This window comes from Peribacillus sp. P4_B1 (assembly GCF_056402395.1).
This window is the reverse complement of record NZ_JBFUHM010000007.1, coordinates 89,760-113,858: the sequence shown is the minus strand read 5'-3', so window position 1 is coordinate 113,858 and position 24,099 is coordinate 89,760. Positions and strand designations below refer to the sequence as shown.

General features: G+C 41.0%; 25 protein-coding genes and 2 pseudogenes. 7 read left to right on the top strand and 20 right to left on the bottom strand.

Features of this window, described 5'->3' with window-relative positions; translation table 11 throughout:
- Positions 1–45 precede the first annotated feature (45 nt).
- The 6 genes and pseudogenes from AC1DVK_RS06035 to AC1DVK_RS06010 form a co-directional block, all read right to left on the bottom strand.
- Complete coding sequence (locus tag AC1DVK_RS06035) at positions 46–1,206, bottom strand: M20 family metallopeptidase (RefSeq protein WP_477626043.1); 1,161 nt, start codon at positions 1,204–1,206, stop codon at positions 46–48.
- A gap of 75 nt (positions 1,207–1,281) precedes the next feature.
- Entirely contained in the window at positions 1,282–1,611 is a 330-nt protein-coding gene (locus AC1DVK_RS06030; RefSeq protein ID WP_477626042.1) for a hypothetical protein, read from the bottom strand.
- Positions 1,612–1,710: 99 nt separating this feature from the next.
- Complete coding sequence (locus tag AC1DVK_RS06025; protein ID WP_477626041.1) at positions 1,711–3,384, bottom strand: thiamine pyrophosphate-binding protein; 1,674 nt, start codon at positions 3,382–3,384, stop codon at positions 1,711–1,713.
- A 471-nt stretch (positions 3,385–3,855) separates the two neighbouring features.
- On the bottom strand, positions 3,856–4,905 hold the full coding sequence (locus AC1DVK_RS06020; protein ID WP_410860400.1) for an aromatic ring-hydroxylating oxygenase subunit alpha: 1,050 nt from the start codon (positions 4,903–4,905) through the stop codon (positions 3,856–3,858).
- A gap of 141 nt (positions 4,906–5,046) precedes the next feature.
- Positions 5,047–5,330: pseudogene (locus AC1DVK_RS06015) on the bottom strand (ferredoxin).
- 27 nt (positions 5,331–5,357) lie between these two features.
- On the bottom strand, positions 5,358–6,383 hold the full coding sequence (locus tag AC1DVK_RS06010) for an NAD(P)/FAD-dependent oxidoreductase (RefSeq protein ID WP_410860398.1): 1,026 nt from the start codon (positions 6,381–6,383) through the stop codon (positions 5,358–5,360).
- A gap of 286 nt (positions 6,384–6,669) precedes the next feature.
- On the opposite strand from AC1DVK_RS06010, the gene AC1DVK_RS06005 reads away from it, so the two are divergent.
- Both AC1DVK_RS06005 and AC1DVK_RS06000 read left to right on the top strand, forming a co-directional pair.
- The gene (locus AC1DVK_RS06005; protein WP_410860397.1) at positions 6,670–8,040 is read left to right on the top strand and encodes a sigma-54 interaction domain-containing protein; all 1,371 of its coding nucleotides are present in this window, start codon (positions 6,670–6,672) and stop codon (positions 8,038–8,040) included.
- Between the two features lie 144 nt (positions 8,041–8,184).
- Positions 8,185–8,262 (top strand): helix-turn-helix domain-containing protein, encoded by a 78-nt coding sequence (locus AC1DVK_RS06000; RefSeq protein WP_252432727.1) that lies wholly within the window; start codon positions 8,185–8,187, stop codon positions 8,260–8,262.
- A gap of 72 nt (positions 8,263–8,334) precedes the next feature.
- On the opposite strand, the pseudogene AC1DVK_RS05995 reads toward AC1DVK_RS06000, so the two are convergent.
- Positions 8,335–8,987, bottom strand: a pseudogene (locus tag AC1DVK_RS05995) (IS6 family transposase).
- A 112-nt stretch (positions 8,988–9,099) separates the two neighbouring features.
- Between AC1DVK_RS05995 and AC1DVK_RS05990 the strand changes: the two are divergent.
- A complete protein-coding gene (locus AC1DVK_RS05990) occupies positions 9,100–9,525 on the top strand; it encodes an Ohr family peroxiredoxin (protein ID WP_477626040.1) in 426 nt (141 codons plus the stop codon).
- A 42-nt stretch (positions 9,526–9,567) separates the two neighbouring features.
- Here AC1DVK_RS05990 and AC1DVK_RS05985 read toward each other — a convergent pair whose 3' ends face one another.
- Together AC1DVK_RS05985 and AC1DVK_RS05980 are read right to left on the bottom strand one after the other, a co-directional pair.
- On the bottom strand, positions 9,568–9,996 hold the full coding sequence (locus AC1DVK_RS05985) for a MarR family transcriptional regulator (protein ID WP_089361454.1): 429 nt from the start codon (positions 9,994–9,996) through the stop codon (positions 9,568–9,570).
- A gap of 164 nt (positions 9,997–10,160) precedes the next feature.
- Positions 10,161–10,421: a YqkE family protein gene (locus AC1DVK_RS05980; RefSeq protein WP_477626039.1), complete on the bottom strand. Its 261-nt coding sequence runs from the start codon at positions 10,419–10,421 to the stop codon at positions 10,161–10,163.
- A gap of 132 nt (positions 10,422–10,553) precedes the next feature.
- Here AC1DVK_RS05980 and AC1DVK_RS05975 point away from each other — a divergent pair, with 132 nt between their 5' ends.
- On the top strand, positions 10,554–11,453 hold the full coding sequence (locus AC1DVK_RS05975) for an alpha/beta hydrolase (protein ID WP_477626038.1): 900 nt from the start codon (positions 10,554–10,556) through the stop codon (positions 11,451–11,453).
- A gap of 40 nt (positions 11,454–11,493) precedes the next feature.
- Here the strand turns inward: AC1DVK_RS05975 and AC1DVK_RS05970 are convergent, their stop codons facing one another.
- From AC1DVK_RS05970 to AC1DVK_RS05960, 3 genes are all read right to left on the bottom strand, one after another.
- On the bottom strand, positions 11,494–11,817 hold the full coding sequence (locus AC1DVK_RS05970; protein ID WP_089361456.1) for an iron-sulfur cluster biosynthesis family protein: 324 nt from the start codon (positions 11,815–11,817) through the stop codon (positions 11,494–11,496).
- Between the two features lie 204 nt (positions 11,818–12,021).
- Positions 12,022–12,354 (bottom strand): YolD-like family protein, encoded by a 333-nt coding sequence (locus AC1DVK_RS05965; RefSeq protein WP_477626037.1) that lies wholly within the window; start codon positions 12,352–12,354, stop codon positions 12,022–12,024.
- Positions 12,355–12,380: 26 nt separating this feature from the next.
- Positions 12,381–13,640 (bottom strand): Y-family DNA polymerase, encoded by a 1,260-nt coding sequence (locus AC1DVK_RS05960; RefSeq protein ID WP_410860393.1) that lies wholly within the window; start codon positions 13,638–13,640, stop codon positions 12,381–12,383.
- A gap of 413 nt (positions 13,641–14,053) precedes the next feature.
- Here AC1DVK_RS05960 and AC1DVK_RS05955 point away from each other — a divergent pair, with 413 nt between their 5' ends.
- Positions 14,054–14,713, top strand: a complete 660-nt coding sequence (locus tag AC1DVK_RS05955) for a C40 family peptidase (protein ID WP_410860392.1) — start codon at positions 14,054–14,056, stop codon at positions 14,711–14,713.
- Positions 14,714–14,806: 93 nt separating this feature from the next.
- Here AC1DVK_RS05955 and AC1DVK_RS05950 read toward each other — a convergent pair whose 3' ends face one another.
- The 3 genes from AC1DVK_RS05950 to AC1DVK_RS05940 form a co-directional block, all read right to left on the bottom strand.
- Entirely contained in the window at positions 14,807–15,334 is a 528-nt protein-coding gene (locus AC1DVK_RS05950) for a hypothetical protein (RefSeq protein ID WP_477626036.1), read from the bottom strand.
- Between the two features lie 156 nt (positions 15,335–15,490).
- The gene (locus tag AC1DVK_RS05945) at positions 15,491–16,306 is read right to left on the bottom strand and encodes an SDR family NAD(P)-dependent oxidoreductase (RefSeq protein WP_061463956.1); all 816 of its coding nucleotides are present in this window, start codon (positions 16,304–16,306) and stop codon (positions 15,491–15,493) included.
- The gene (locus tag AC1DVK_RS05940; protein ID WP_061463957.1) at positions 16,306–17,274 is read right to left on the bottom strand and encodes an MBL fold metallo-hydrolase; all 969 of its coding nucleotides are present in this window, start codon (positions 17,272–17,274) and stop codon (positions 16,306–16,308) included. The genes AC1DVK_RS05945 and AC1DVK_RS05940 overlap by 1 nt, the downstream gene beginning before the upstream one ends.
- Before the next feature lie 520 nt (positions 17,275–17,794).
- On the opposite strand from AC1DVK_RS05940, the gene proC reads away from it, so the two are divergent.
- Positions 17,795–18,640, top strand: coding sequence for a pyrroline-5-carboxylate reductase (gene proC / locus AC1DVK_RS05935; RefSeq protein ID WP_061463958.1), 846 nt, complete (start codon positions 17,795–17,797; stop codon positions 18,638–18,640).
- A gap of 141 nt (positions 18,641–18,781) precedes the next feature.
- Here proC and AC1DVK_RS05930 read toward each other — a convergent pair whose 3' ends face one another.
- Positions 18,782–19,213 carry a VOC family protein gene (locus AC1DVK_RS05930; RefSeq protein ID WP_410860390.1) on the bottom strand — a complete coding sequence of 144 codons (432 nt, stop codon included), beginning with the start codon at positions 19,211–19,213 and terminating at the stop codon, positions 18,782–18,784.
- 286 nt (positions 19,214–19,499) lie between these two features.
- Between AC1DVK_RS05930 and AC1DVK_RS05925 the strand changes: the two genes are divergently transcribed.
- Positions 19,500–20,054, top strand: coding sequence for a MerR family transcriptional regulator (locus tag AC1DVK_RS05925; RefSeq protein WP_089361463.1), 555 nt, complete (start codon positions 19,500–19,502; stop codon positions 20,052–20,054).
- Positions 20,055–20,228: 174 nt separating this feature from the next.
- On the opposite strand, the gene AC1DVK_RS05920 is transcribed toward AC1DVK_RS05925, so the two are convergent.
- The 4 genes from AC1DVK_RS05920 to AC1DVK_RS05905 all read right to left on the bottom strand — a co-directional run bounded on the left by AC1DVK_RS05920 (position 20,229) and on the right by AC1DVK_RS05905 (position 24,082).
- The gene (locus tag AC1DVK_RS05920) at positions 20,229–21,023 is read right to left on the bottom strand and encodes an ABC transporter ATP-binding protein (RefSeq protein WP_061463961.1); all 795 of its coding nucleotides are present in this window, start codon (positions 21,021–21,023) and stop codon (positions 20,229–20,231) included.
- Positions 20,998–22,029 carry an ABC transporter permease gene (locus tag AC1DVK_RS05915; RefSeq protein ID WP_089361464.1) on the bottom strand — a complete coding sequence of 344 codons (1,032 nt, stop codon included), beginning with the start codon at positions 22,027–22,029 and terminating at the stop codon, positions 20,998–21,000. The genes AC1DVK_RS05920 and AC1DVK_RS05915 overlap by 26 nt, the downstream gene beginning before the upstream one ends.
- Positions 22,030–22,061: 32 nt before the next feature.
- Positions 22,062–23,057 carry an ABC transporter substrate-binding protein gene (locus AC1DVK_RS05910; RefSeq protein WP_061463963.1) on the bottom strand — a complete coding sequence of 332 codons (996 nt, stop codon included), beginning with the start codon at positions 23,055–23,057 and terminating at the stop codon, positions 22,062–22,064.
- 206 nt (positions 23,058–23,263) lie between these two features.
- Entirely contained in the window at positions 23,264–24,082 is an 819-nt protein-coding gene (locus AC1DVK_RS05905) for a squalene/phytoene synthase family protein (protein WP_477626035.1), read from the bottom strand.
- Positions 24,083–24,099 lie beyond the last annotated feature (17 nt).

The following is a 24,099-nucleotide window of genomic DNA, read 5'->3' as shown; positions in this document are numbered from 1 at the left end:
GCTTGCTGGAGATAGCTATTCTTATCACGATCAAAAGCGAAAAAACTATTTACTCTTTTTAAATTCTTTCTTAATATTTTCCAATAAGTTTTTATCTGTAAAAACATCGTATCCCGTATAAGCTAATGCTAGTGCACCATTAACAAGTGCTCGACTGCCTTCTTCTGATACTGTTCTATCAGCAAATTCCTGGGTATGTAATACTAACTCTGTATCATTCAATCCAATAAATGGATGAATTGCTGGTACGACACGACTTACATTTCCCATATCAATAGATGCATTACTATGTTCAGCAGTTAGAACCGGTTGAACGATGATTTCTTGTAAATTTTTAGTGAAAGCTTGGGATAGATATTGATTTGTAACCATATTATCGTAGCTTATTTGATAATTTGATATTTCAAGCTCAGAACCTGTCATAAGGGCAGCACCATTTGCGATATTTTTTATTTTTTTTACAATTTCATCTAATGTGGAACGTTGTTTTGCTCTAATATAAAATTGAGCGACTGCTAAATATGGAACAATATTCGCGGCTTGACCACCCTCAGAAATAATCCCGTGCACACGAACATCTGTCGGCAAATGCTCTCGAAGTGCATTTATACCATTAAAAAGTTGGATAACACTATCCAGTGCATTAATTCCATGTTCAGGAGCCGTTGCTGCATGTGATGCTTTTCCTTTATATTTGAATTGAAGTGCATCTACCGCCAAAGTTGTTCCACTTTCAACGGATACATTATTAGGATGGAGAATCATCGCAACATCTACACTTTCGAATACTCCTTCTTGACTCATCGGAACTTTGGCACCATTCGTTTCCTCTGCCGGAGTACCTAATACGACAACACTTCCTCCTACTTCACTTATCAGCTTGCTAAGAATAATACCAGCGCCCACACTCATCGTGCCGATCAAATTATGTCCGCACCCATGGCCAATTTCAGGCAAAGCATCATATTCTGCTAAAAAGGCTATTGTAGGACCATCTTTTTCACCTTTAAATTCAGCTTTAAAAGAAGTTGGACGGTCAACCAATCCTGTTTCAATCCGAAAATCGTGTTCAGACAATAAGTTTGTCAGTAGTTGCATTGATTCAAATTCCTTGTCACCGAGTTCAGGGTTTCTGTACATCTGATCACTGATTTCCCATAATTTTGACTTTATTTTATCTAATTCATGTTTAAGTGTATCTTTCACTATTAACATCACCTTCCTTATATTTCAGATTATGTTTTCTAAATATATTGTTTGTTACAAGAATACTCCCGCTTCCTAAAATGGTCCATAATTGATCAATTGGGCTATTATTAAGAAAATTACTCCGATACTCACTATGAGAAGGAAATAAGGAAAAACCCATCTAATCCATGTTACATACGGAATACCCGCAATAGTTAAGAATAACCCGATTGCATTCAACGCTGGCGGGAGGATTCCAGGTAATCCCATCCATAGAAAAAGAGCGAGTTCCGCAATTCCTTGAGCAACTCCTACATTATATGGGTTGGTAATACCTGTTAGGAACCCAGCCATCGCTCCAAGACATACCATTGCATAACCAGTCATTGCATCGTAACCAAGCGCAATTGCCATCGGAATCATAATTCCAATATGGTAAATTGATGGCCATATTACTTCATATGGCCATCCAATCTATCTAACTTTTAATAGACACATAGGCTCTGGTTAATCAGCTAAAACTTATCCGTGATTGGGACGGAAAGATGCGATGTATTCCTCCGAATCTTTGTATTCCAATACTCCTACTGCTTCTACATCTACTACAACCATATAAGGTTTCTTGCTTGCGATTGCATTCGCTAACCCTTCCTTGAACTCATCGACCGAGCGTACTTTCTCTGATTCGAAGCCCATAGATTTTGCCATCATGACGAAGTCTGGGTTTTTCAAGTCTACAGCTGTACGTCTGCCATAAGCTGCTTCTTGGTAGTATCTTAAGATTCCATATCCGCCATCGTCGAATAATAGAACGATAATCGGCGTATCTTCTTGAATCGCAGTGATCATCTCACCAGCATTCACCATGAATCCGCCGTCTCCTGCAATAAGAACGACAGGCTTTTCTGGTTGACCAATTTGGGCACCGATTGCCATTGGCAAGCCTTGTCCGATACCTCCGCCGGTCATGTAGAGGTAATTTCTTGGTTCATAAATGTCGAACAATTTATTTCCCCAAGTGTATCCAGGAATGGTTACGTCAGTCACCAAGATCGTATTCTCAGGCAGCTGTTCACGCATGATATCTGCAACTTCTCCGTAAGGCCCAATTTGGCTACGAAGGTCATCACGAACTGCTTGACGGGCAGACTTCACTTCATCTACAAAAGCTGCATCTGGATTAATCTCCTTATTTTTTAAAGCACTGTTAATCTCGTGTAAAACTGCTTTGGCATCTCCTACCAGTGTATACAATGTATCAAAATTGCGGTTAAATGCATTTGGATTCAAATCGATATTAATGTGATTTTCAGGTACTGGGAGCGTCCAGCTATACGTTTCACTACCGCGGAAACGGACCCCGATACTAATGAGTAAATCTGATTTTTTCAATAGTTCCTCCATTTGAGGTGTAACCGCAAAGTTGCCGATGCAAAGCGGATGATTTTCAGGGATAGACCCTTTTCCGGATTCACTTGTAACGACAGCAGGCTGAATTAGATCTACCAACGCTTGGAGTTCCTCGGATGCTCCCGAAGCAATAACTCCATTTCCTGCCCAGATGACCGGTCTTTTTGCAGTGGCAATTTTTTCAACCACATCAGCTGGAATGTTGATTTTCACTTCTGGATTTTGAACGGTTTCCACATCGATCAATTGATTTTGCGGAATAATTTGCGCTTGGAAATTTGTTGGAATGGAAATAGTTACCGGCCCTGTAGGAACAGACAGTGCCTCTTTGATCGCTTTGCGCATAAAGGGTGTGATTTGCTTTGGACGCTTCAACAAATAAGCTGTTTTGTTCGCGCCCTCCATCATTTTTAACTGGTCTTTAGCTTCGTGGATATAACGTTGATCCGTTCCAATATAATTAGAATCCGCTTCCCCCGTAATGTGCAATAACGGAGTCCCGGAGTTCCATGTTTCTGTCAATGAACCTGCACCGTTCCCTGCCCCAGCACCAGTACTTGTTAATACAACGCCCAATTTTCCTGTAGCACGCGCATAGGCATCAGCCATGTTGACCGCTCCACTTTCACCGCGGGAAGTGACCATGCGGATGCTTCCTTCACGCAGCATCGCGTCATAAATCGGCATATTGTGGATACTAACGATCCCGTATACTACGTCCACTTCTGCTTGTACAAGCTCTTTTACGATTGCATCTGCAACTGTGAATTCTGTTTGATTGTTCATGGTAATATCCTCCCAAAATGTCTAATAGTATTTCTAAGAAGCTTACTCCGTTAGTTTAAAGGAAAATCCAATCCGGTTACTCCATCCTGAATTCTCCGGTTTAAATAACAAATCCCCACTGTCTTACGGAGATTTCCCTTAAAGCCTTCTCCTTCAATCCCTGAAACAAATGGTCCTCTTCCTGACTCCTTCAACTTTTTCATTTTTTTTGTACTAAACTTACGTCATATGTAATGACAAAGTTAATGACCAAAATGACTAAACCTGTATCGAAGTCCTTGATTTATGCCCAAAGCTTCTAAATAATGTGACCATTGTCGTATCAGTAACGATGAGCACCCCTGAAGGCATTCTTGCCATTCGGAGTGCTTAAGCTTTGTGCCCCTGGTACCTGAAGACGGATAATCACTTATTCCTGAGATTTTTTGCTTTCTTTAAAAAAGAAGGAGTTCCGCTATCTAGTTCCTTCTTTCACTCACCATTGATGGCGTTTTCATAAAGGCCGTGGAAAAATTTGATTGCATACTCAGTCGGAGAATAAACTCCGTATTTGAAGGCATTCGTGTGGAAACCTTTTTGCAATAACTCCACAAGGTCGAAATCTTCTTTTCTGACCTGATCCACGAATCGAATCAGTTCTTTCTGCTCCTCATTAATTTCATCTGATTTAAAGTAGTAGCTATAGATAGCCAGCGATTTATCCGGAGTCAGCGGCAAAATTTGGCTTGTCGTCATATTTCCGGCTTCTCCAGGATAGATGCTCACCATCAAGTTCGGCCATACCCAATAGAAATTGGCGTGCTCCTCTTGATCTTCATTTGTTTTGTTGGTCAGTTTGGAATATTGACATGAAAAATTGTCATACAAATCAATGTGGTAATTTTTCATATCGAAGGTTTTTGAAAACTCAGGGTGTGCAATCGTACAATGGTCACACTCCAAGTAGTTATCAACAACCGCTTTCCAGTTGGCATCAATGACTCTTTGTGTTACGCGAACTTTTTTCAAGGAATCCAAGAACGTGTATTTTTCCAAGTTGGCCATCAATTCTCCATATGTTTCCGCCATCGGCCTTGCCTCTGGGTTCAAATTTATGAAGATCAATGACTGGAATACTTCAAGCTTCACTTGTGTCATGCAGCTATGGTTGCCTAATTCATTTGTATCAAAGTTTGGTGCCCTATTCAATTTTCCGTTCAATTGAAATGTCCAGCCGTGATAAGAACACATGAAAACCTTTTTATTCCCTTGTTCACTTTTTTCCACTTTCGATCCTCTATGAGGACAAATATTGTAAAAAGCATTCAATTCATTATTTTTATCTCTGCTGATGATTAATGGCTGATCTGCTATATCAAAAGTGAAGAAGTCTCCAACTTTTTCCACTTGGCTTGTATGTCCGGCTAAAATCCAGTTGTTTTGGAAGATTTTTTTCTTTTCCTCTTCAAATATTTGCGGGTTCACATAATTACCGTATGGAAGAGTGTGTTCCAAGGTCTGATTTGTTGGTAACTTTTTCATTTTTTCCATTCCCCCTTCTATCATTCAAATCCCTGAAAATGTTTTCTCCTAAAATTCATTGCAAATTTCATGCCAACTACTTTTTTATATAAAAGCCGATATTGACGAGGTTTTAAAAAATGAAAGCGAGTTCATTAGCGTTCAGAGTGTGTACCTAAACTCACTCACTGGCACTAAACTGCTTCGTCTTTTAAAGAAGCTGCAAAACGGTTCTTCTTCCACTTTGATTGAGTTTGTAGGGCAGCCATCGCAGGCATCCTCCAATCATCAACAAGATCTTCCGAGACTGGCATGGTTCCTTCATTAAAATTCAAAAGGCTAAAAGAAATTCCTCTTTCATCATAATCAAGGATATCAGGAGCCACTGCCCCGCAGGCTCCGCATCCAATGCAAGTATCCCGGTCTACTTTTACATATAATGCCATCGATAGCCCCTCCTGTTAAAAATTACTTTAAACTAATGATTTTTCTTTCTTCGTTTCTTTTTCTTCCATTAATGTTGTACTGTGCACCGTATGCAATTTAGTTTTCGGATCCAAATACACTTTTGCGTTGCTGACAGCAATTGGTGCTTCGCCAAAACCGGTCGCTATCAATTTCACTTTTCCTTCATATGTGCAAATGTCACCAACTGCATAAATACCTTCTATGTTCGTTTCCATTTTGGAATTCACTGCAATCGAGTTTTTCTCGAATTCCAATCCCCAATCTTTAATTGGTCCAAGTGAAGAAATAAAGCCGTAATTTACGAGTACATCGTCAACATCCATTTCGATTGTTTCGTCATATTTCGCATGTTTGACTATCACTTTTTCTACTTCCTCATCTCCGACAAGTTCAACCGGAACATATGGAGTCAATATCTCCACCTTCGACCGATTTAATAAATCTACACTGTGCTCATGGGCACGGAATTGATCTCTGCGGTGAACGATGGTTACTTTTTCTGTGATCGGCTCCAACATCAACACCCAGTCAACTGCCGAATCTCCTCCGCCAAACACGGACACTTTTTTGCCTTCAAACTGCGCTAAGTTTTGAACGGAATAATGTAGATTCGTTTCTTCGAATTTGTCTTCCCCTTCAAGCTTCAGCTTGCGTGGTTGGAAAGCACCGTTTCCTGCGGTAATAATGATTGTTTTCGAATAGTGAACTTCCTTATCTGTTTCAATGGTGAAAATGCCTTCTTTATCTTTTTCCACATGCTCAACCGATTGTCCGAGACAGGTTTGAACTTCGAACTGATTCATTTGTTCAACCAGGTTGTTGATGAGTTCTTGTGCCTTCACTTTTGGGAATCCAGCAACATCATAAATAAACTTCTCGGGATAAAGAGCCGATAATTGCCCACCTAACTGTGGTAAACTCTCAATAATTTTCACGGTTGCTTGGCGCATGCCTGCATAAAAAGCAGTGTATAATCCCGCCGGCCCTCCGCCAATAATGGTAATATCTACAACCTCACGATGGTCTCCCATTTAAGTGCCCTCCTTCATCTATTTACAGTTCAAAATATTTCAACTATTATTAAGTGCAAAGTAATAAGATTCTATCGGCATAACGAATCATTATATGTAAGCGCACACACAACCTCCCACTCTTATTACTGTACTCTATAATACTTGCAATAACCGTGCCAACTTTTAAAGAGCGGCGAAACCACATGTTGATTCACTAAATCGCCCAACATTCATTTTTTTTGAACGTTCTTGTACTCAATTGAGTTCTCTCAAACTCACATTATGTTTTTCAGGAGGTCACAACATGATTCTATCCAACTTTTTAACCAATTTCGATTTGGATATGGAAACGCTTATTAAAATTTTGGATTATTCTTCTGATGAAATTTTTGTTTTGGATAAGAATATGAAAATTATTTATGTAAATGATGCCTGTAAGAAGCATTACGGTTTAAATAAGGAAGAAGTTATAGGGAAATCAAGCTTGGAATTAGTCGATAAAGGCTATTGGTATCCCTCAATTTTTCCCGATATATTGGAAAGAAAAGAGCCGATTATGATTAAACAAACCACTGTCCTCGGTGCAGAGCTGCTCACTTCTGCTATCCCTATTTTAAATGAAAAGAAGGAAGTGGAATTGGTTGTTACAACCGCAAGGGAATTACAAAGCTATAAAATGCTGAAGGTAAAAGAAAAGGATTCAGATCAAAGTAAAGAAACGGAAGACCCATTCGCCAGCATCATCACTAATAATGAAAAAATGAAAAATGTACTGAAGTTTGCCAAGAAGGTAGCGGCTGCAAACTCTACTATATTAATTCTTGGTGAGTCCGGAACAGGTAAAAGCGTTTTGGCCCAATATGTCCACGAAAACGGTAGCAGAAAGAACGGTCCCTTTTTAACAATCAACTGTGCAGCCATTCCAGCCGAATTAATGGAGTCCGAGCTTTTTGGCTATACACCAGGAGCTTTTACCAATGCAAACCGATCCGGAAAAAAAGGGCTACTAGAAAGTGTTGATGGAGGTACACTATTTCTTGATGAAATTGGGGACATGCCTTTATCTCTTCAGGCCAAAATACTGCAAGTCATACAAGAGAAAAAATTCATTCCTATTGGTGGAAATAAAGAAAAGGTGGTGGATATCCGTATTATTGCCGCGACCAATAAAGACTTGAACGAAATGGTGGCAAATAAAACGTTTCGGGAGGATTTATATTACAGGCTGAATGTAGTGGATATCACAATGCTTCCCCTTCGAGAACGACAGGAAGATATCAGCCCACTCACTTATTATTTCTTATATAAATTTAACCGAAAAAATGAAATGAACAAATTAATTTCGAAAGATTGCCTCCAATGGCTGACCTATTATGCCTGGCCCGGAAACGTAAGGCAATTAGAAAACCTCATTGAAAGGCTTGTCATTACAAGCGATGAGGTCATCGGTATCGATGACCTACCCGAAGGAATTTATAACCATAACCAGCAGAAGATTGGAAAAAACGCCTCCACTTCCCTCAATGAGGCTATAGAATTGGCAAAAAAGGAGATGGTTCTTACATCTTACAAACTGAATCGAAGCTCCAGGCGCGTCGCCAAGGATTTACAAATCAGCCAAACACATGCAGCCAAATTGATCAGAGAGTATTGTCAGGACTTGCAAGAGGATTGAACAGCCAGGCGGATGTTACGAAGCTTAGCTTGTTGTCTGGGGTAATGAAATATAAGCTACGGATACGATTCAAAAGCACTCGGCTTCCTTAACTTCGTGGAGATTTAATTTCTAAAACATTTTTATTTATTGGATTTAGTTTCGATGATCCAAATTAAAGACGTCGCAGAAAAATGGGGTTTATCTCGAACAACGATTTATCGGTATTTAGAAAAACAGTAAAATGAAGAAATCCGGTTCTGGTGCAAAAAAACAATAGAGACATAGAAGATACATGGCTTGTTTAATGCCAGATTATGATGCAATTCCAAACAACTTATGTATGAATTTGACTTCATTTTGGACAGACTTCACCCGTTGGTAAAGTTGTCCTTTTTTCATCATATGCATCGCTTCAATGCCACTCAATATAGAAGTGCTGTTTCATACGACTTGAATCCAAACATAGAACGCACACGTTTCTTAATGAAACGATGATTTTGTTCCACTATATTGTTAAGGTACCATATTGGTCTGATTTTAACGCCTTCAGGCATCATCTTTTCCTTTTTAACTGCTCAATGGCTAAAGGATACGCTCGATTTTTATCAACCGTAACGACATGTGGTGTTGTAGAATGACAAACAGCCAAGGCTTTTTTGAAAAAGCGCTTGGCTGCTTTGGTATCTCTTGATTTACTTAAATAAAGGTCAATTGTATTTCCTTCAGAATCCACAGCACGATATAGATACATCCATTGGCCTTAGACTTTGATACGTTTCATCGACTCTCCAGGAGTCATTTGTTGGCTTAAGATGACTCCATACTCTTTCATCTAATTCAGGCCCGTATTGATGAACCCAACACATACTGGTTGTGTGAGCCATGGATAAGCCGTGTTCCTCCATCATTTCCATCAAATCACGAAAACTAAGGCTGTACCGTAGGTACCATCTAACCGTTTCCAAATCACTTTAACTTCATACCAACGTTTTTAACTTTTTCATTGGACATCCCAAAATTAATATTGTACAATTCAGTTGCACACAATTTAAAGGTAAAAAGATAGGAGAAAAAATGATGACAAAAACATTATTTACAACGTCTGTAACAGTTGATGGCGGAAGAGAAGGAACGGCAATTTCTGCTGACGGCAACTTCACGGTTGATATTGCGATGCCTGGAACACCTAGGGCTAAACAAATGCCTGAAGCATCTAATCCGGAACAGCTTTTTGCAGCTGGATATGCTGCATGTTTTGATAGTGCTTTACAATCAGTTGGTAAAATCGAACGCGTTTCTTTCGATTCCAAAGTCACTGCAAGCGTCAGTCTTTTGATGGGTGAGATGCATCAGTACAGCTTGGCTGTAACTTTGGCTGTGAAGGGATCCGGGATTGATAAAGAGACATTTGAGACCCTTGTTCATAAAGCACATCAAATGTGTCCTTATTCAAAAGCAATCAATGGCAATGTGGACGTCGCCTTTGAAATAGATGTAGATTAAAATCCGACAAAAAGACGCTTGGGGTTACCAAGCGTCTTTTTGCTACAATTCCTGTAATGTTTTCAATAGTTGGATCAGCGAAGCTTTCAAATCTTCAACCACCCTCTTATCCTCACCCGATATAGCCGAAATGCGATCGGGAATGAAACAGGCCTCTTCCTGTAAACCAAGTCCCTTTTCCGTCAACTTAATCATGACAGACCGTTCATCTTCAATGGAACGTTCACGGACAATCAAGCCATTCTGCTCCATTCGTTTCAACATGGGGGTAAGCGTTCCTGAGTCGAGGGCAAGCAGCTCCCCTAGCTTTTTTACTGTAAGTGTATCCTGTTCCCATAGTAGAAGAAGAACGAGATATTGAGGATATGTCACTTCGAGTTTATCAAGCAGAGGTTTATATTTCTTCGTCATTTCCCTTGAACTTGCATAAAGAAGGAAACATAATTGATTTTCCAACATTTTACTTTCCATCACATCACCAGCTAGTAGTAGTCCATCCGATATGAATGCATATCGAACTTACCTTAAATATAATCGTTATGCTTTATAAAATAAAGGAATATCAGTAAGGGATGTTCCCCTATCCGTTTAAAATGGTTCTTCCTGTGGATCGGCTACACTGCCCCCTTTTTTCTTTATTTATAGTTCTTCCAGTTCATATCGCTTTCACCCAATAGCTCCTCGAATGATTTGTTCTTCTCCCGCTGCTTTCTTTCTTCGCGTTTTCTTTCTTCCTCTGCTGCCCTTTTCTCCTGTTCAGCCTCATTCAGTTCCTTTTGCTTTTGACGAAGCTGGGACATGATATCTTGATTGATCATATCACCAAGTTTCAATGATGATGAATCTTTATCTTGGTTTTTGCTTTGATTTTGTTTTCGCGGCTGTTTCTTTTTCATCCTTAAAACCTCCTGGCCATTTATTTGAAATTATTATATCACGACTGCCGTTTTCCTCGTTATGGTTTTCAAACAGTGTTTTCCCATTTCCCTCATGGTAAAATAAAGAAAATCAACCGAGGAGGACCCTTCATGAAAAAATGGTGGTTTGCAATAGCTGGAATCCTAACCTATATCATCGGCGTCGGCATTTATTTTTCCAATCGGATCATGTACATGAAAAAGAAGGAAACCGATTATATCCAGAATCGTGAAATCATGGCTAAACGCCTGATCAGGGAGGATTTTGATAATCTGCCTAAAACGGAAATTTGGGTACCCTCACCATCCGGATATTCCTTGAAATGCTTGTTCATCGAACCGCATGAAACCAATAAATGGGTGGTCATTTCTCATGGTGTGACGGAAAACAAAGTCAATTCGATTAAGTACATGAATATTTTTCTTAAGCGCGGCTTCAACGCCGTCATTTACGACCACCGGCGGCACGGGGATTCTGGTGGCAAGACGAGCAGTTATGGACATTATGAAAAATTCGACCTGAAGGCCGTAATCGATGAATTGAAAAGACGTAAAGGTTCCGATCTTCATATTGGCATTCATGGAGAATCCATGGGAGCCGTAACCCTGCTTTTATATGCCGGAATGCTTGAAGATGGTGCTGATTTTTACATTGCCGACTGTCCATTTTCAAATTTCGAGGATCAGATCAAACACCAGCTCAAGCTTGAAATCCCATTTCCCTCTTGGACCGTGTTTCCGCTTGGGCGTACGTTCATCAAACTCCGTGATGGATATTGGACAAATGAAGTGTCCCCCATCGATTATATGAAAAACATCCGAAACCCTGTGCTCTTCATCCATAGTGAAAACGACAGCTTCATTCCCGCTTCCATGACAGCGGAATTATATGCAGCAAAAGAGGGCCCAAAGCAGCTGTACATCGCTAAAAAAGGGGCCCACGCTCAATCTTATAATGAAAATCCAAAAGAATATGAAGATCAAATCGATCAGTTTCTCAAACTTGTCTGAACAGAAAAAGAGAGGGTATCCACGATTCCCTCTTTTCTAGTTAGATTTTATTAAAATAGCTCATCCTCGGATTTAAGATTTGATTCGGACTTTTTAATTGAAAGCTGTTCGCTTCCGGAACAAAGTCTATTTTCATGACTTCATCCAGAAAAATCATTTTTGATTTCTCAACATATAGGGGAATTCCGTTCGTTTCCGCTTTTTCGGTACCTTCTTCAGGTTCGTTGACCAGCCATAGCGCGGTCACACCACTTACCACGCAGCCACAGCCATCAGTATCATATTTCAACTGTAAATATCCTTCTTTTCCCTGAACCTTATCGGCTATTTTCTCAGCGGCTCTTTCCGTCCATTCAATATACATGATCCATGCCTCCCGATATCTTTGCATTCCCCTATTATAAACGATAAAAATGTTTCTGTTAATGATACTGCTTCCTTCTGCAAGATCGCCCAGATTATCTTTTGCCCCGATGATCCCCTTTCACCAAGAAGAAAATACATTAAAAAGAACCGATATCGTTTCGAATATGAAAGGCTGTCCCTTGGGGAACAGCCCTTCCGCTCATCATTCCATTATCCTTACATCCGCTATATCGGAAAGCTTGATATAGTGAGCCTGCTGAAAGCGATCGACGATATGAAGCTTTTGGGTGAGCTCATTATAATAATGGATCCTGCCGATTAACAGCTGATACCGTTTTCCTTCATAATGAGCGATCGTGACATCCTTTCTTTCCTCCATCGCTTCCCCCATTACCACATTCATTTCTTCCAGTTGCTGCTCATCAAGGATGCGCTTCGTTTCATGGCCATCCTCCACCACCCAATCCCGGAGCATCTTCACATGCTCCGGCAACATCATCGATGTCCATTTGATACGGCCGCGATCACGAATCATTCTTTTCCCTCCCTTCAAAGTCGACCTTACGCCTTATGCCCACCAAGCAGCCTGCTTCGGTAAACGGCTGTACCCGCTTCCGTATACGAAACTGCACGCAATAACGATTTGGGTCCATATTTATGGCGGATTCGATCAACCGTGTAACTCAATTCCCGCTTTTTCCAGCGCGAAGCATCAAATAAAGTCAGCTGCATTTCGTTATCATCCACAATATTCGAGAGTGTGACCGCTATGCTCCGAACCGTTTTTTGCTTATAGTTCTCATGAAAAAGCTCCAGGCAAACTTTATATAACTCCATCGTAATGTTAGTCGGTTCACTAATCGAACGCGAACGATGGAAGCCTCCGCCAAACTCATCCTTGCTGTAACCAATGCTTAAGCTGACCGTCCTTCCTGCCTTGCGGTGGGTGCGTGCCCTTCTTCCAACCTCTTCGCAAATTTCCAGCATGACCTGCTTGACCTCATGCTCCTCCTTATAATCCCTTAGCAGGATTTGACTTTTGCCAAAGCTGACTTGCCCTTCGATGATTGTTGCCCCCATATCCGATAAATCGATTCCCCACGCATGGTGGTAAAGCTGATTGCCCATAATTCCGAACTTCGCTTCAAGTAATTCAAGATCATAATTGGCAAGCTGCCCGACCGTGAATATGCCCATTCCATGAAGGGTTTTTTCTACGCGCCTGCCGATTCCCCACATTTCACGAAGCGGGGCAATCGGCCAAAGTTTGTTCGGCACATCCTCATACTTCCATTCCGCAATCCCTTTATGCTTGGCTTCCAAATCAAGGCAAAGTTTTGCCATAAGCATGTTCGGACCAATTCCAATGGCACAGGGGAGCTGTAATTCCCGTTCGATTTCATCTTTTATCTTTTCAGCTATCACCTGGGCATCTCCCCATAAAGAAGCGGCACCATCGACTTTCACAAAACTTTCGTCCACACTATACACGTGAATCGCTTCTTTGGGCACATAACGGTTGAACAAGCGGGTGATTTCCGTCGAGACCCTTAAATAGGTCGCCATTTTGGGTTCAACGACGACAATCCTTGGATCATTCGGAATCTCAAACCTCCGCGAACCTGTCTTGATGCCAAATTCCTTCTTCATCTTTGGGGAAGCCGCAAGCACAACGCTCCCCGTCCTCTTCAAATCACCAACCACCGCCAGATAACAATCGAGTGGGTCCAGACCAAGCATAACCGCTGAACAGCTTGCATAAAAACTTTTCATATCGATACACATAATTGATTGTTTCGGCATTGACCCATAGTCCATCATTTCTTCACCCTAACAAGAATATACGTTCGCTTTTATTATATTCATAACTTTAACCGAATATACGTTCTTGTTCAATGGAAGTTTTCATACAATTTTCTACTTTTTAATGCAATTTCCTTTAAAAATATAACAAACCCTAAAAATGGATTAAATAACAATTTTAAACTGATTATCCATATAGTTTTTTAAAAACAGATCAATTAGGATCTTGAATAATCTCGAATGAATCAAAAGGCTTAGTTTTTTAAATCCCCCTCACTGCTTTCAACAGTCTTTCGTCCCTTTAATTTCAGTCTTACTACTCATTTTTTGTAATGAAACTGTAACCAAAATTATGTCTAATTGTCATAATGGTATTGTAGGATAATATTGTTAAGAATAAAAGAGAGATAGATAGAGAGGAAATGAACATTATGAAGAAATGGATCGCTTCAGCTGCTGTTGCATCTGCCATGATGCTAACCCCACTGCAAGCCTTTGCAAATATCGGAGATCAAACCCTCAGACCCGGAATGACACATAGCGATGTCAAACAACTACAACAACTTTTAAAAACCAAAGGTTATTTCACATATTCAGGTTCACTGACTACATATTACGGCACGTATTCCACATCTGCAGTAAAAAAATTCCAAAAAGCTAAAGGATTAACTGCCGACGGAATTGCTGGCCGAGGCACATTTAATGCGCTTGGTGTTTATAATGTCAATAATACAAGCCTAATCAGCTATGCAAAAACCTTAATCGGCAAACCCTACAAATGGGGCGGGACAACACCAACTGGATTCGACTGTTCAGGCTACATTTATTATGTATTCCAGAAATCACAAGGAATTACCTTACCACGTACAACATCATTGCTCTATTCAAATACAGGGTTAAAAGTATCTTCACCATCTAAAGGTGATCTTGTATTCTTTGATACTTCTTCTGGAAGAACAGGAGTATCACATGTTGGGATCTATATCGGAAATGGTCAATTCATTAGTGCTACATCTTCAAAAGGAATAGCCATCGCGGATATGGATAATACTTATTGGAAACCAAGATATTTAGGTGCGAAAACTTTATAAAATCCAGGACGTGAGCTCATTCTTGTGAGCGGATTCCCATAAAATAACCGGACAGAATTCATAAATGATTCAGTCCGGTTTTATTCATTTCTTTTATTTTATATATAGTATTTCATCCGTTAAATCCTCAACTGTCACCATGAATGAAAAATCTAAGTTGGAACGATTCATCATTTCGATATTATATACATGTTCTGAGGGCAAATGGCTGACCTCGAGAATCATGAATCGCTGACTTTCCGCTTTGCTGACATGATCGAGGGCAGCAGTGACCGCCCTTTGTTCGGCTAAGCTTTTTGCATCCGTCAAAACAAGAATCAATTCCGCTTCCGCTTTCCCAGGAAATGTTTTCTTGACCCCGCCCCGGTGCCATGGTTTCACTTTCATCCCGATTTCCRGGTCAGCATAATCGAGATCATTCCCATGTTGATCTTGAATATATGTATCATTGGTCACCTTGTAGTACGTCCCTTTAATCAAAATCCGTTTATCGTCAAGATCCGTAATGAAACCTTTTTCCCCCTTATCAATGGCCTCATGCATATTCCTATCAGAAGATTGACAGCTAGCCAGAATAAAGGCAACAATTATATATATATAAAGGTTTACGATCATCTTCATGAAAATCCCTCCTAAAAAATAGACGGTTTTCCCAATGAAACAGTTACCAATTTATTCAAATTTTTTTCAAACAAAGGGGGAATGTCATTAGACATTCCCCTTTTGTTTTATCTATTGCTGACCTTATTCGCCTTGTAGCGCTATAGAAAGTCTGGCCTACTTTTTGAAGAATGCTTTTTTCCCTAAAGATTCGGTTATCTTTGGAAACATGTTATACCATTTCCCAGCTAAATTCATCCAGCCAGGGAGATTGATTTCCCTCTTATTGGTCAGCATCGCTGCTACGATTTTGGTCGCGACATCTTCAGGGTTAAGCATGAATTTTTCAACATTCTTTAAATATGTCCCTGATTCATCCGCAATGTTAAAGAAATTCGTTTCTATGGGCCCAGGATTGACGGTGGTCACAAAAACATGATCTTCCATTAGCTCGAGCCGAAGTGCGTTTGAATAGCCAAGAACTGCGAACTTGGTCGAAGAATACAATGTTGATTTAGGAGTGGCAATTTTACCGGCCTGTGAAGCGATATTGATGATATGCCCCGATTTTCTCCGCTTCATATACGGAAGAACCAGCTTTGTGCAGGCCATTAATCCAATGACGTTAACAGCAAACATTGCTTTCGTTTCATTTAATTCCGTATCCTGGGCTTCTTTAAACGTGCCGAAACCGGCATTATTGACCAATACATCCACTTCACCTATTTGTTCATGGATGTCATTGAATACCCTTGTCACCTGATCAGTATCTGCAACGTCAAGCTTATAGGCATATGCGTCAATCCCATATTGGTTGATTAGTTCATTCTTTAGCTGTTGTAATTTATCCAGGCTTCTGGCCAAGAGGACGAGACGGCCTCCCTGCTTTGCACTTTGGATTGCAACTTCCTTGCCAATCCCTCCGGAAGCACCGGTAATAACAATAACTTTCCCTTGTAACTTATTCAAAAAAGTGAGCCTCCTTGAGAACATTAAGCGATTGAATACAGAATGACCCCTGATTGGATTTCTGTTTCGACTTCACCCAAATCTTCTAAATAATCCAGCTGACCAACCGTTTCCGAAAGTGTCAGGCCCACTTCCTGAAGGTAAACTTTCGGAAAAAGCTGCTGACACACTTCAAAGACCGATAAAGGTTTATCTTGAAGCATGCTTTTCACCTGCATGGCCCGGTTATGCTGCCGCTCGAATCTATATTGAATCAAGTCAGCAACCGCATCTCCTTCCACTTCAGTTCCATGTCCAGAGTATACAGTGGATATGGAAAAATCCAATAATTTCTGAAGTGATGCATTATATTGCAGTAACGGACGAGGCCTCTTACCGCCCAGAAGTAAAGGCGGTTCCATTAAAGGATTAGGTGAAATCTTAGCAAGCAAGTGATCACCCGCGATCATGACACCGTCACTTTCCCTGTAAAAGGATAAATGGCTTTGCGCATGCCCTGGAGTCTCGATCGCTTTCCAGCCTGGAAGACCAGGAAGCTCATCCCCCTCAGCCAAATATCCATGCAGCTTCCGTTGACTAAGGAAGCTGATTTCATCGCGGTTATGGATCAGTTTATTTTTCAGCTCTTCTGCCACTCCAAACTTCGTGGCATAATCAAGAAAAAAACGATTATGGGTTTCAAGGAACTCATCACTGATAGTCAGCCAGCGCTGATTGTTTTTATGTCCATAAACAGGGATATCCTTTTCAAAGAAATCGAGTGCACCTGCATGATCAGGATGATGATGGGTTAAAATGATTTGTTCGATATCAGTCAATTCCAGACCCAAATCACCAAGTCCATTAGTCAAGGCTTCCTTTGATCGTTTTGTTTTAACTCCAGTATCAATTAGCGTTAAAGCATCCCCTTTAACAACATAAACATTTACATCGCCCACTGCAAATGGCGTGGGCAATGCAAGTTTTGCGATATCTCCATTCCAATTCGCCATAATCTTTTCCACCTTAGAAATTATATTTATATAAATCTTTTTATACGCTAGACAGAATTTTTAGTACACTTATCAATAAAATGTAGGTATAATTACCATTTTACATGTATTTTTAATCACTGTCATTATTTTCACATAATTCATGTCTATTTTTTGTCGTTCATGCATATATTATCATTGACAGATTACTGATATATCCTTCATAATCACAAGTAATTAAAGACGGATGGCTTTGATTAAGGCCAAGTAAATTTATTGATGGCGTAAAGAGAGTGAAGCTCGGAATGTGCTGAAAGGCTTCATCGCCCCCTCATTATTGAACCTACCTTATGAGCCTTCAGGAAAACCTGACGTAATTCCCGCGTTAGAGGAATCAAGTGCAGCTTTTCTGTTTATTTGTTATGGAAAAGTTGAACAAAGGTGGTACCACGGAAGCTAGACCTTTCGTCCTTTATTGGATGAGGGGTCTTTTTGTTTTTAAAAAAAGACCGAAAATTTAAAAGAAAAAGGAGCGAGAAATATGAAAAAAATCGCATTTATCGGGGCTGGATCAATGGCAGAAGCCATCATTTCGGGGCTGGTGACTCAACAGGTAATTGATCCAGCAAATATTTTTGTAACAAATAAATCCAATGATGACCGGTTAAATTATTTAAAGAAAGAATACGGTGTAACTGCCACAAGATCGCTGCAGCAATTAGTACAGAATGCAAACCTTGTCGTACTGGCGGTGAAACCGAAAGATATTTTAGAAACGATGCAATCAATAAAAGAATACATTCGCGAGGAAATGCTGTTCATTTCCGTGGTGGCCGGGGTTCATACAACAAGTTTGGAAGGAGTCGCCAACAAACAGTTCTCAATCGTCCGAGCCATGCCTAATACATCGGCAGCTGTAGGAAAATCAGCAACTGCCCTTGCGGCTAATGGTCACACGAAAGAAGCGCAATTACAAACGGCGATTACCCTTTTTGAAACGGTAGGAACCGTAGCTGTCGTTGGCGAAGCCCAGCTAGATGCGGTAACAGGCTTATCAGGAAGCGGGCCGGCTTATATATATTACTTGGTCGAAGCATTGGAAAAATCAGCAGAAAAAATAGGTCTCGATTCCGAAACCGCGAAGCAATTGATTCTCCAGACACTGATGGGTGCGGCCGATATGTTACAGAAATCACCTAAAACGCCTGCCGTGCTAAGAAAGGAAGTAACTTCACCAGGCGGAACGACTGAAGCAGGTCTGAAAGCACTTCAAGCACATCAAGTGCAAGAAGCATTCATTGCCTGTGTACAAGAGGCGACTGAGCAATCGAGGAGAATGGGCAATCAAATAAGTAAAGAACTTGCCAAGCATGTAGTTTCACAGTAAAAGGCACATGATGATTACCAGCTGTTGCCTAGCCACTCCCGTATAGGCAGTGGCTAGGCAACAGCCCTTTTTATGATCCAACTCCTGAAGGCATAAGGAAGGCCCATGCCTTTTGATTTTCCAGCCCTTCCGAAGTGCGCGTTACTTTATAATGAGCATATCCGTTTCATCAAAACTCCAATCCTTCGAATACGCAACCTCCCAATAGTAACCATCGGGGTCTGAAAAATATCCGCTGTATCCTCCCCAAATAACATCTTGAGGTGATTTCTCGATCGTTCCCCCGGCCTTTTCAGCCTTGTTGATCACTTCATCCACTTCTTCTATTGATTTAGCATTATAAGCGAGCGTAAGCCCCGGGAAACCATGTTTCTTAGGCGGTGCTTTCTCATTAATGTCCTTTGCTAGCTCCTCTAAAGGATACAAAGCAAGTTTCGTTCCTGCATTATTAAAAAAAACGATTGCTGGTTCTTCCTCTTTTATCGATGTGCAAAATCCCAACCCATCCCGATAAAACCTTAAGGATTCATTGATATCCTTAACACCTAAAGTTATAAGGTTAATTCTGTTCATACTATTCCTCCTTTTTTCTTCTTCAAAGGGTAATTCGACATATGAATCATTTTCCCTTTATAGTTTGATTGACCATCAAGCCACACCATCACAAATGCTTCTTCTTAAATCTCCTAACAAGGCATACCATTTGCCAAAACCGGCTCCAAGAGTATTCCTTCTCGGATCGGTCCTCATGCAAATTACGTAGGAAATCCACTTTCTTTGCCGAATGAATACTTGTTTTGTCATCTGTAAAGGAATTGCCTCATACTTATCGAATTCAACAACAAAAGGGGGAATCTCGATGAATACAAGTGCAGTTGCCCGGTTACTGAATGTTTCCCATAGTACGATTCAACGCTGGGTCACCCAATTGAACATGGAGGTAGAACGGAATCAGCTTGGCCACTATCAGTTTTCAGATGAAGACATTGCATTATTGAGAAAAATCCAAGATCAGCTGAACGAGGGCATCATTCTCCAAAAGGTCAGTATATCAGAGAAAAAGATTAGAAAAGCAACCGTCCAGAAACACTCCGAAACGAATAAAGAACATGATCAACTGATAGAACGAGTCGTCAGGCTTGAAAATGGACTGAAAACAAAAGCGGACGATGTTGTATCCTATCAACTTTTACAGCACAGAAGTGAAATGGAAGAAATGCACAAGCTCGTTAAAAAGCTCGAAGCTCGTATCGAAGCGTTAGAAACACCAATTGTCCAGCCATTTGATTATTTCCTCGCGGCTGAAGAAGCTGCTGCCACTAAAAAGACGAAAAAAAGGCCATTCATAAAAATGATTTTTGGAAATAACAGAAGGAATGATAGTTCATCATGGAGCACAGCAGACAGCGATTAACATCGATTATATTCAAGATCGTTAATGAGCACCCCACCATAACCATTTTTCCTAGGCTCAAGTACTTCTTCGACATTCGTGCAGTGAATAGAGACCTGATCTGATTAATTACCCCAAAAATAAAAAGGCCAGGACCCAAGATTTATCTCACCTGGGTCGGGCCTTTTCATCATCTTAAATCAACACTGCACGGTCATTGAGCATTTTTTCGCCTTTGATGCGCTGGAATTCGTTAAGCAGTTTTTCAACGGTTAGCTTCTGCTTTTCAGCGCCTCTAGCTTCAAAAATGATCTGTCCCTTATCCATCATGATCAAGGAATTTCCAAGATCGATGGCCTGCTGCATATTATGGGTCACCATCAACGTCGTTAACTGGTTCTTTTCAACGATTTCCTTCGTCAGATTTGTCACAAGCTCTGCCCTGGAAGGATCGAGTGCTGCTGTATGTTCATCAAGAAGCAGGATTTTAGGATCGGTGAAGGTCGCCATCAGCAATGAAAGTGCCTGGCGCTCCCCACCTGATAATAACCCCACTTTTGCAGTCATCCGATTTTCCAAGCCTAAATGAAGGGTACCCAAACATTCTTTAAAAAGCTCTTTCCGTTTTTTTGTCACCCCGAAGCCCAAACCTCTTCTGTTGGTTCTGCCATATGCAATCGCCATATTTTCTTCAATCGTCATATGTGGTGCCGTCCCCAGCATCGGATCCTGAAAAACGCGGCCAATCATTTTAGCACGGGCATGTTCCTCAATGGCCGATACGTTTTCCCCATCAATGATGACTTCACCGGCATCAGGGAGAATCTTGCCGGATATCATGTTCATCAGCGTCGATTTACCTGCTCCATTACTCCCGATGACTGTTACAAATTCGCCTTTAGTCATCTGCAGTTCAAGATTCCCAAGGGCTAGCTTTTCATCTGGTGTCCCTTCATTGAAGACCTTATAAATCTGATTTAACTGAAGCATATCCTTCTCCCCCTTTCGATGAAGTACCACCATGGCGCATCTGTATTTCTTTGAGCCGCCTTTTCTTTCGGCTTTTTTCCTTTTGTTTATCGGTAATTTTCGGAATGACAAGTGCCCCGACCACAATAAGTGCCGTAATTAATTTAACATCACCTGTATTAAGGAAATCTACGCGGAGTGCCAAAGTTACGACGATTCGGTAAATGATCGCTCCTCCAATGACCGCAAGTGTCGCACGTGCAATCGTTTTTGAGCCAAATAATGCTTCGCCAATTATAACGGATGCCAATCCGATGACGATGATTCCAATCCCCATACCAATATCGCTAAACCCGTTATATTGGGCAACCAAGGATCCCGAGAAAGCCACAAGTGCATTTCCGATTGCAAGTCCCAGGATTTTCATGTTTCCTGTATGGGCGGAAAAACTCTTGACCATTGCTTCATTATCACCCGTCGCACGTAAAGCAAGACCGATTTCCGTTTTTAAAAAAGCTGACATTCCAGCTTGAATGATTAAAGCCACAATCAACATAACAATTAGTATGGCCCACGTTTTGGGCAAGCTATCACCGAGGCCCACGATCGTTAAAAGACCATTCAAGACATTGTCCACCCCTGTGCCAGCCCAGGCATCCTGAATATTCGTGATGATGGTTGTTTGGGAAAGCAACGGAATGTTGGATGCACCCATGATCCTTAGGTTGATGGAGTAAAGTGCGATCATCATTAAGATACCTGCAAGGAGTGGATTGATTTTCCCTTTCGTATGAAGGAAACCCGTTATTGTGCCAGCAATGAACCCGGCAACCATTGCACTCAACGTGGCTATGATCGGCGAGAAACCGTTAACGATCATAATGGCGGCAACAGAGGCCCCTGTCACAAAACTGCCTTCCACTGTCATATCCGGGAAGTCGAGAATCCTGAATGTTAAATAGACACCGAGTGCCATGATCGCATAAATCATTCCCGACTCAAAAGAGTTGAATAAGGCTGAGAACATATTTTTCTTCCTTCCCCGAACAAAAGCAGAGTTTATTTTACAAACTCAGCATCCGCTTTCCATTCTTCTTTTATTTCAACACCCATATCTTTTGCTGCCTTTTCATTGATGACCAATTTTAGTTTTTGTGGATATTGAACCGGGATATCTCCGGGTTTTTTGCCATCCTTCAGGATTTCAACCGCTTTTTGCCCCGCTTCATAACCAATATCATAGTAACTGAAGCCATAGGCTGCAAAACCACCCGCATTCACGGAATCCAGCTCGCCAACAAACAAAGGGATATCTTTATCATCTGCCACAGAAATGACCGATTCCAGTGCCGAAACAACTGTATTATCAGTAAAGATATAGAAAGCATCCGCTTTTCCGATTAATGATTCCGCTGCCTGTTTAACATCTGCAGAAGTTGAGACAGATGCCTCCACAACTTTCAATCCCGCTTTTTTCGCTTCCGCTTTCACATTTTTTATTTGGACGACGGAATTTTGCTCCCCTGTATTATAAACGGTTCCAATTGTCTTGGCGCCAAGTTCATCTGCTAGGAATTTCATTGACTTGGCAATTGCTTCAGGATGGGAATCCGTCGTACCCGTCACATTTCCGCCTGGCTTATCCAAAGATGTAACAAGCTCCGCCGCAACAGGATCGGTAACCGATGTAAAAACGATTGGAATATCCTTGGTCGCATTTAAAGCGCTTAGGGCACTAGGAGTGGAATTCGCAAAAATCAAATCCACTTTATCCCCAACAAAGTTATTGGCGATCGTTTGACTGTTATTTTGGTCACCCTGTGCAATTTGAAGATCATATTTGGCATTGATGTCGCTATCCTTCAATGCCGCCTGGAATCCTTTATATGCCTGATCCAGGGAATCATGCTGTACGAATTGTGATACCCCAATGTTGAAGGTATCCTTTCCGCCTTCATCCTTCGCCGCATCTTTTTCCTTGTCATTTCCACACCCAGCCAATAATAACCCTGCGACCAATGTCATAGCTGCAGTTGAATATAATTTCTTTTTCATATTTTCCCCCGCCTTTTTTCTTATTTAAGACTATGTCTTTCTAACGAAGCCAGCATTTTCGCTTTTATGTCCTAAATTATAATCGTTTAGTCCCAATTATCCAATATATATTTTAACTTTTTAGAATTTTTCGAGTTTTTAATGTAAAACATCAAAAAAAGCTGCTGTGAAAGGTATGATGACTTTCACAGCAGCTTAATGGAATATCAGTGTTCGACTACTTGATTAACAATTTCGGTAACTGTAGCACGATCAATTTTTTCTTTGCCTTCTTTTAAGGCCTTCAATGTGGCTTTTGTCAATTCCAAAGGTATTTTACAGAATTGGATGATCTCTTTCGTTTCAATTTCCCCAATGTACGCATCGGCTAATGCAAGATTATGTTCCGTATGGGCAAGCATCTCATCGAAACCCCAGCCATCCGGATAAAAGTTCACACCACGTTCTGCATCCTCCTCACGGTTACGCAGGATATTGACCGTTTGGAGTCCACGGCCAAATGCGATGGCAAGTTCACGGTCCGTTTCCGTTCCATCGTACCAGTTCCACATATCGGACAGCATGACGCCAACTAAACCCGCAACATAATATGTGTAATCATCGAGCTCTTCTTCATTATGAATTTGCCAGTCCTTAGTAACCCATTTTGCCATGCCTTCGGCCATTTCCTTTGTCGACTCCAAGACTTTGGCTTTTGCACCGGGAGGACAAAATTGAATCCAGTCCGAAAGAAGCAGGGTCACTTCGGGCAGAAAATCCTTATATGGTTCAAATAACGATTGAAGTTCTTCTTCCCTAGGATCCGCCCCAAGCAGCTCGCTTAGAGCATGTAACAGGGTAACCTTAGTATCTGCAGGCAGATCGGGGTGGTCTTCGATCTCATCGATGGCGCGCATGCAAAGGTATGCAGCTCCAATTGCCTCCTGTAATCCCTTCGGAAGATAGCTGATTGGAATGAAAAAAGTCCGGCTTGTTTTCAAGAGAAAATCCATTGCTTTAGTATGTAGGTTACTTTGGTCAGTCATATTAACACTCCTTTAAA